Origin of the sequence: Pseudomonas sp. B21-041 (assembly GCF_024748675.1) — a bacterium.
GTDB lineage: Bacteria > Pseudomonadota > Gammaproteobacteria > Pseudomonadales > Pseudomonadaceae > Aquipseudomonas > Aquipseudomonas neuropathica.
The window spans coordinates 115,965-122,500 of sequence record NZ_CP087175.1 but is presented as its reverse complement, the minus strand read 5'-3'; the positions used below and the strand labels follow the sequence as shown (position 1 = coordinate 122,500).

General features: G+C 58.9%; 6 protein-coding genes (1 of these 6 only partly in view). 4 read left to right on the top strand and 2 right to left on the bottom strand.

Annotation, left to right across the window (positions count from 1 at the left end; genetic code table 11):
• A protein-coding gene (locus LOY43_RS00600; RefSeq protein ID WP_095049507.1) for a CaiB/BaiF CoA-transferase family protein crosses the window boundary here: on the bottom strand, positions 1–761 show its 5' portion. 460 nt of this gene lie to the left of the window's left edge; 761 of the gene's 1,221 nt are visible here — the first part of the coding sequence; it begins with the start codon at positions 759–761; its stop codon lies off the left edge, out of view.
• A 13-nt stretch (positions 762–774) separates the two neighbouring features.
• A complete protein-coding gene (locus LOY43_RS00595) occupies positions 775–1,956 on the bottom strand; it encodes an acyl-CoA dehydrogenase (RefSeq protein WP_095049508.1) in 1,182 nt (393 codons plus the stop codon).
• Between the two features lie 157 nt (positions 1,957–2,113).
• Between LOY43_RS00595 and LOY43_RS00590 the strand changes: the two genes are divergently transcribed.
• From LOY43_RS00590 to LOY43_RS00575, 4 genes are all read left to right on the top strand, one after another.
• Entirely contained in the window at positions 2,114–3,013 is a 900-nt protein-coding gene (locus LOY43_RS00590) for a LysR family transcriptional regulator (protein ID WP_093429466.1), read from the top strand.
• A gap of 433 nt (positions 3,014–3,446) precedes the next feature.
• Positions 3,447–4,568: a Re/Si-specific NAD(P)(+) transhydrogenase subunit alpha gene (locus tag LOY43_RS00585; RefSeq protein WP_093429467.1), complete on the top strand. Its 1,122-nt coding sequence runs from the start codon at positions 3,447–3,449 to the stop codon at positions 4,566–4,568.
• Positions 4,569–4,583: 15 nt separating this feature from the next.
• Complete coding sequence (locus LOY43_RS00580; protein WP_003187417.1) at positions 4,584–4,904, top strand: NAD(P) transhydrogenase subunit alpha; 321 nt, start codon at positions 4,584–4,586, stop codon at positions 4,902–4,904.
• Positions 4,904–6,337 (top strand): NAD(P)(+) transhydrogenase (Re/Si-specific) subunit beta, encoded by a 1,434-nt coding sequence (locus tag LOY43_RS00575; RefSeq protein WP_007911651.1) that lies wholly within the window; start codon positions 4,904–4,906, stop codon positions 6,335–6,337. The genes LOY43_RS00580 and LOY43_RS00575 overlap by 1 nt, the downstream gene beginning before the upstream one ends.
• Positions 6,338–6,536 lie beyond the last annotated feature (199 nt).

Below are 6,536 nucleotides of genomic sequence, written 5' to 3'. Positions count from 1 at the left end.
TCACCATCGGCCGTAGGAAAATCCTGATAAGGCACGATGTTCGGATGCGCATTGCCCAAGCGCTTCGGTGCGTTGCCCGTTGTCAGGTAGTTCATCGCCTGGTTAGCCAGACACGCCACCTGGACATCCAGCAATGCCATGTCGATGTGCTGCCCACCACCGTCGTGATCGCGATGAGCCAGCGCAGCCAGAATGGCTACCGTCGAATACAGACCGGTGAGAATATCCGTCAGCGCCACACCAACTTTCACCGGACCGGCACCCTCATCACCCTCAGGACGCCCGGTCAGGCTCATCAGCCCACCCAGCCCCTGAATCATGAAGTCATAGCCGGCGCGCTTGGCATACGGCCCGGTCTGGCCGAATCCGGTAATCGAGCAATAGATCAGGTCCGGATTGATCGCTTTCAGCGATTCGTAGTCCAGCCCATACGCCGCCAGACCACCGACCTTGAAATTCTCAATGAGGATGTCCGACTTCGCCGCTAGCTCGCGCACCAGCTTCTGACCTTCGGGCCGCGTGAAGTCGATGGTCACCGATTGCTTGTTGCGGTTGGCCGACAGGTAATAAGCCGCCTCAGACGTATTCTCGCCATAAGCGTCTTTAAGGAAGGGCGGCCCCCAGGCGCGCGTATCATCACCATTGCCCGGGCGCTCGACCTTGATCACTTCGGCGCCAAGGTCGGCAAGGATCTGCCCGGCCCACGGTCCGGCCAATACTCGCGATAAATCCAGTACCCGCAGATGCGACAGCGCGCCCATGGTCGCTCTCCTATTAATAGAACGCCTGCAGACCGGTTTGCGCACGCCCGAGGATCAGCGCGTGAACGTCGTGAGTCCCTTCATAGGTATTCACCACTTCCAGGTTGACCAGATGACGGGCCACGCCGAATTCGTCGGAGATGCCGTTACCACCCAACATGTCGCGAGCCATACGGGCGATATCCAGGGACTTGCCGCACGAGTTGCGCTTCATGATCGAAGTGATCTCGACCGCAGCAGTGCCTTCATCTTTCATACGCCCCAACCGCAGGCAGCCTTGCAGGGCCAAGGTGATTTCGGTCTGCATGTCTGCCAGTTTTTTCTGGATCAACTGAGTGGCAGCCAATGGGCGACCGAACTGCTGACGATCGAGGGTGTATTGGCGAGCGGTGTGCCAGCAGAACTCGGCAGCGCCCAGTGCGCCCCAAGAGATGCCATAACGCGCGGAGTTGAGGCAGGTAAACGGACCTTTCAGGCCACGCACATCCGGGAAGATGTTCTCTTCCGGCACAAACACGTTATCCATAACGATTTCACCAGTGATCGACGCACGCAGGCCGACCTTGCCGTGAATCGCCGGAGCGCTCAGGCCTTTCCAGCCTTTTTCCAGGACGAAGCCACGAATGTCACCGGCGTCGTCTTTGGCCCAGACCACGAACACATCGGCGATCGGGCTGTTGGTGATCCACATTTTCGCGCCGGTCAGGCTGTAGCCGCCGTCGACCTTACGTGCACGAGTGATCATCGCGCCCGGGTCGGAACCGTGGTTGGGTTCGGTCAGACCGAAGCAGCCGATCCATTCGCCGGAAGCCAGCTTCGGCAGGTACTTCTGCTTTTGCGCTTCGGTGCCGAATTCGTTGATCGGCACCATCACCAGCGACGACTGTACGCTCATCATCGAGCGGTAGCCGGAGTCGACACGCTCGACTTCACGGGCAATCAGACCGTAGCTGACATAGTTCAGGCCGCTGCCGCCGTACTGTTCAGGGATGGTCGCGCCCAACAGACCGACTTCGCCCATCTCGCGGAAGATCGCCGGGTCGGTTTTCTCATGACGGAAGGCTTCAAGAACGCGTGGCGCGAGCTTCTGCTGAGCGAACTGCTCGGCGGTGTCGCGGATCATGCGCTCTTCTTCAGTGAGCTGTTGATCCAGCAGCAGGGGATCGATCCAATTGAAGCTAGCTTTACCGCCCATGAGTCTGTCCTCGCAAATCGGTGAATTGACGTGGCATTGATCCTAGGCGCGGTTCGCCGTCGCGGCAAACGAGGATTTCGCATTCTGTTGTGCTAATTTCTCACTCCGAAACGTCGCGAAATGCCTTTTATGCGGCGCATTAGTGAGGTTGACGTACATGCGCAGGAAGATCCCCAGCACCACCGCCCTGATCAGTTTCGAAGCTGCCGCGCGCCACGAGAGCTTTACCCGCGCTGCCGAAGAACTTTCCCTGACTCAAGGCGCCATTTGCCGACAAATAGCCAGCCTTGAGGAGTTCCTCAGTGTGGAACTGTTCCGACGCTCGCGACGCGGAGTGAAGCTGACCGAGGCGGGGCTTTCCTACAGCCGCCGAGTCGCGACGCAACTGGATGCAGTCGAACGCGACACGCTGTCAGTGATGGGCCAGCAAGGCACCAACGTAATTGAACTGGCGGTGGTGCCGACCTTCGGCACGCAATGGCTGCTGCCACGTCTGAAAGATTTCCAGCTCAAGCATCCGGAAGTCACGGTCAACCTGACCAACCGCACCCGGCCCTTTCTGTTTGCCGATACCGAATTCGATGCAGCGATCTACTTCGGTGATGCCGATTGGTCCGGTACCGAATCCCACAGGCTGATGGGCGAGAATCCGATGCCGGTCTGTAGCCCCGCCCTACTCGGCAACAAGACGCTTCTGACAGCCGCAGCCATCGCCGAACTGCCGCTGCTGCAGCAGACCACCCGACCTTACGCCTGGCGCCAGTGGTTCAACTCGCAACAGCTGAATATCCCCCGCGACATGACAGGCCCGCGCTACGAGCTATTCTCCATGCTCGCCCAAGCGGCCATGCACGACATGGGCATTGCGCTGATTCCACCGTTCCTGATTCAGCGCGAGCTGGCCGAGAAACGCTTGGTGATTGCAAACCCGCAGGCGCTTTCCAGCATCAAGGCCTACTACCTGATGATTCCTGAGCGAAAGGTCGAATCAGCGTCATTAAAGGCATTTCGTGACTGGCTGGTAACTCAGGCACAGAGCTACAGCCTAGAAGGGTAAAGGCTTACAACGTTACCTAACCCCGTAGTCAGGAAAACAAAAGCCCTACAGATATAAGTATTTGTCGCAATTCAACAGACTGTATCCGAAAGTCGTACAGACGTCCCACAAGCGCCTATCGACGTGGCTTTGAGCCTTCATCGGCGACTCATTACTGCCTATTCACGCCACCGATGAGAAATTTTTCCATATTCAGCCAGAATCCTTACAGGGCACGGCCTGCAAGGGGTTGCGCCGGCCACTGCGACATTCGGTCACGGGATGACTTGTAGTTAATTTTCCGTCACCCGTCATAATCCCTTGAAGGGCATAAAGTTCGCCTGCAAAATGCCGCGCCCCGCCCTGATTTGGCGGGATCGTGCTGATCGGCCGCCCCAGTCGCACCATCCGTAGTGCATGGGTTTACTCAATAAGATCACGCAGGAGATTTGACGTGCACATTGGTGTTCCTCTCGAAACCCAGACCGGTGAAACACGGGTTGCTGCAACCCCGGAAACCATAAAAAAGCTGATCAGCCAAGGTCATAAGGTCACTGTGCAAACCGGCGCCGGCGTTAAAGCCAGCGTTGTTGACAGTGCCTATGAAGCGGCAGGCGCAACCATTGGCAGTGCCAATGACGCGTTTGGCGCCGAGCTGATTCTCAAAGTGGTCGCCCCAAGCGATGCCGAACTGACGCTGATCAAGCGCGGTACGGTGCTGGTGGGCATGCTCAACCCGTTCAACAACGAAACCATCGCGAAGATGGCCGAGTGCGGCATTACCGCGTTCGCCCTCGAAGCGGCGCCGCGCACCTCACGCGCGCAGAGTCTCGATGTGTTGTCGTCGCAGGCGAACATTGCCGGCTATAAGGCTGTGTTGTTGGCCGCTCACTACTATCCTCGCTTCATGCCGATGCTGATGACCGCTGCGGGCACCGTGAAAGCGGCGCGCGTGCTGATTCTTGGTGCCGGTGTGGCCGGGTTGCAGGCGATCGCCACGGCGAAACGTCTGGGTGCGGTGATCGAAGCTTCTGACGTGCGTCCGGCGGTAAAAGAGCAAATTGAATCCCTCGGTGCCAAATTCGTCGACGTGCCGTACGAGACCGATGAAGAGCGTGAATGCGCCGTCGGTGTCGGCGGTTACGCGCGACCAATGCCGGCGAGCTGGATGCAGCGTCAGGCCCAGGCTGTGCACGAACGCGCCAAGCAGGCTGACATCGTCATCACCACCGCGCTGATTCCGGGCCGCAAGGCACCGACGCTATTGAGCGCGGAAACCGTGGCGCAGATGAAACCGGGTTCGGTGGTCATCGATCTCGCGGCGGCTCAGGGCGGCAACTGCCCGTTGACCGTGGCCGATCAGGTCGTGGTCGAAAATGGCGTGACCATTTGCGGCCCAACCAATCTGGCCGGTGAAGTCGCAGCAGACGCCTCGGCACTTTACGCGCGCAACCTGCTGGACTTCCTCAAGCTGGTATTCACCAAAGAAGGCCAGTTCGACGTCAACCTCGAAGACGACATCGTCGCCGCGTGCCTGATGTGCCGCGACGGCCAAGTCATCCGCAAAAACGCCTAAGCAGGGATTCAGACGATGGAAGAGCTTATCTCCCCCGGTATCTACAACCTGATCATCTTCGTGCTGGCGATTTATGTCGGTTACCACGTGGTCTGGAACGTTACACCTGCGCTGCACACGCCTTTGATGGCAGTAACCAACGCCATCTCGGCGATCGTGATCGTCGGCGCCATGCTCGCGGCCGCACTGACCGTTACGCCGCTGGGCAAAACCATGGGCACCCTCGCCGTGGCACTGGCTGCGGTCAACGTGTTCGGTGGCTTCCTGGTCACCCGCCGCATGCTTGAGATGTTCAAGAAGAAAGCCCCGAAAGTAAAAGAAGAGGCGCCGAAGTAATGAGCATGAATCTCGTCACGACGCTCTACCTGATCGCGTCGATCTGCTTTATCCAGGCCCTCAAAGGCTTGTCGCACCCGACTACCTCGCGGCGCGGCAACCTGTTCGGCATGCTCGGCATGGCGTTGGCCATCCTGACCACCGTCGGCCTTATCTATAAGTTGGGCGCTGAGCTGGCCACGGCCGGTATCGGTTACGTGATCGTTGGCCTGCTGGTCGGCGGCACCGCCGGTTCGATCATGGCCAAGCGCGTTGAAATGACCAAGATGCCGGAATTGGTCGCCTTCATGCACAGCATGATCGGCCTTGCGGCAGTGTTCATTGCCATCGCCGCTGTGGTGGAGCCGCAATCGCTGGGCATCGTCAAGCAACTGGGCGACTCGATTCCGGCGGGCAACCGTCTGGAGCTGTTCCTCGGCGCTGCGATCGGTGCGATCACCTTCTCCGGTTCGGTGATTGCGTTCGGCAAGCTGTCGGGCAAGTACAAGTTCCGTCTGTTCCAGGGCGCCCCGGTACAGTTCGCTGGTCAGCACAAGCTCAATGCCGTGCTGGGTCTGGCAACACTGGCACTCGGTCTGACCTTCATGTTCACCGGCAACCTCACCGCATTCGCGCTGATGTTGGCGCTGGCGTTCGTGATGGGCGTGTTGATCATCATCCCGATTGGCGGCGCCGACATGCCGGTCGTGGTGTCGATGCTCAACAGCTACTCGGGCTGGGCGGCGGCGGGAATTGGCTTCTCGCTGAACAACTCGATGCTGATCATCGCCGGTTCGCTGGTGGGTTCGAGCGGCGCGATCCTCTCGTACATCATGTGCAAAGCGATGAACCGTTCCTTCTTTAATGTACTGCTCGGCGGCTTCGGCAACACGGCAGACGCAGGTCCTGCCGGTGCGAAAGAAGCACGTCCGGTGAAATCCGGTTCGGCTGACGACGCGACCTTCCTGCTGACCAACGCCGACACCGTGATCATCGTCCCGGGCTACGGTCTGGCAGTGGCACGTGCGCAACATGCGCTGAAAGAGCTGACCGAGAAGCTGACCCACCGTGGCGTGACTGTGAAGTACGCGATCCACCCCGTGGCGGGCCGTATGCCGGGGCACATGAACGTTCTGCTCGCCGAGGCCGAAGTGCCTTACGACCAGGTGTTTGAGATGGAGGACATCAACTCCGAGTTCGGTCAGGCCGACGTGGTGCTGGTGCTCGGCGCGAACGATGTGGTCAACCCGGCCGCAAAGAACGATCCCAAATCGCCGATTGCCGGCATGCCGATTCTCGAAGCGTTCAAAGCCAAGACCATCATCGTCAACAAGCGCTCGATGGCCAGCGGCTATGCCGGTCTGGACAACGAATTGTTCTACCTGGACAAAACCATGATGGTGTTCGGCGACGCGAAGAAAGTCATCGAAGACATGGTCAAAGCGGTCGAATAATTCCCCGCTGCAATAGCGAACGCCCCGACTTGTCGGGGCGTTTTTGTTTGCGCAAACAGTCGGACAATTTGCCGCGTTGTTGCAGATCCGGTAACGGTGTTTTACTTCAAACCCGCTAAATAGACGCCTCGTTTGCGACCTTGGTAGCGGGACAGGCGCTCGTCAAATTCACTAGACTGCGCATCCTGCTACTCGCTTC

What these genes read in the sequence shown, in the direction of transcription:
- LOY43_RS00595 (WP_095049508.1), bottom strand. Translation starts at nt 1,956, where the DNA reads ATGGGCGGTAAAGCTAGCTTCAATTGGATCGATCCCCTGCTGCTGGAT.
- LOY43_RS00575 (WP_007911651.1), top strand. Translation starts at nt 4,904, where the DNA reads ATGAGCATGAATCTCGTCACGACGCTCTACCTGATCGCGTCGATCTGC.
- LOY43_RS00590 (WP_093429466.1), top strand. Translation starts at nt 2,114, where the DNA reads ATGCGCAGGAAGATCCCCAGCACCACCGCCCTGATCAGTTTCGAAGCT.
- LOY43_RS00580 (WP_003187417.1), top strand. Translation starts at nt 4,584, where the DNA reads ATGGAAGAGCTTATCTCCCCCGGTATCTACAACCTGATCATCTTCGTG.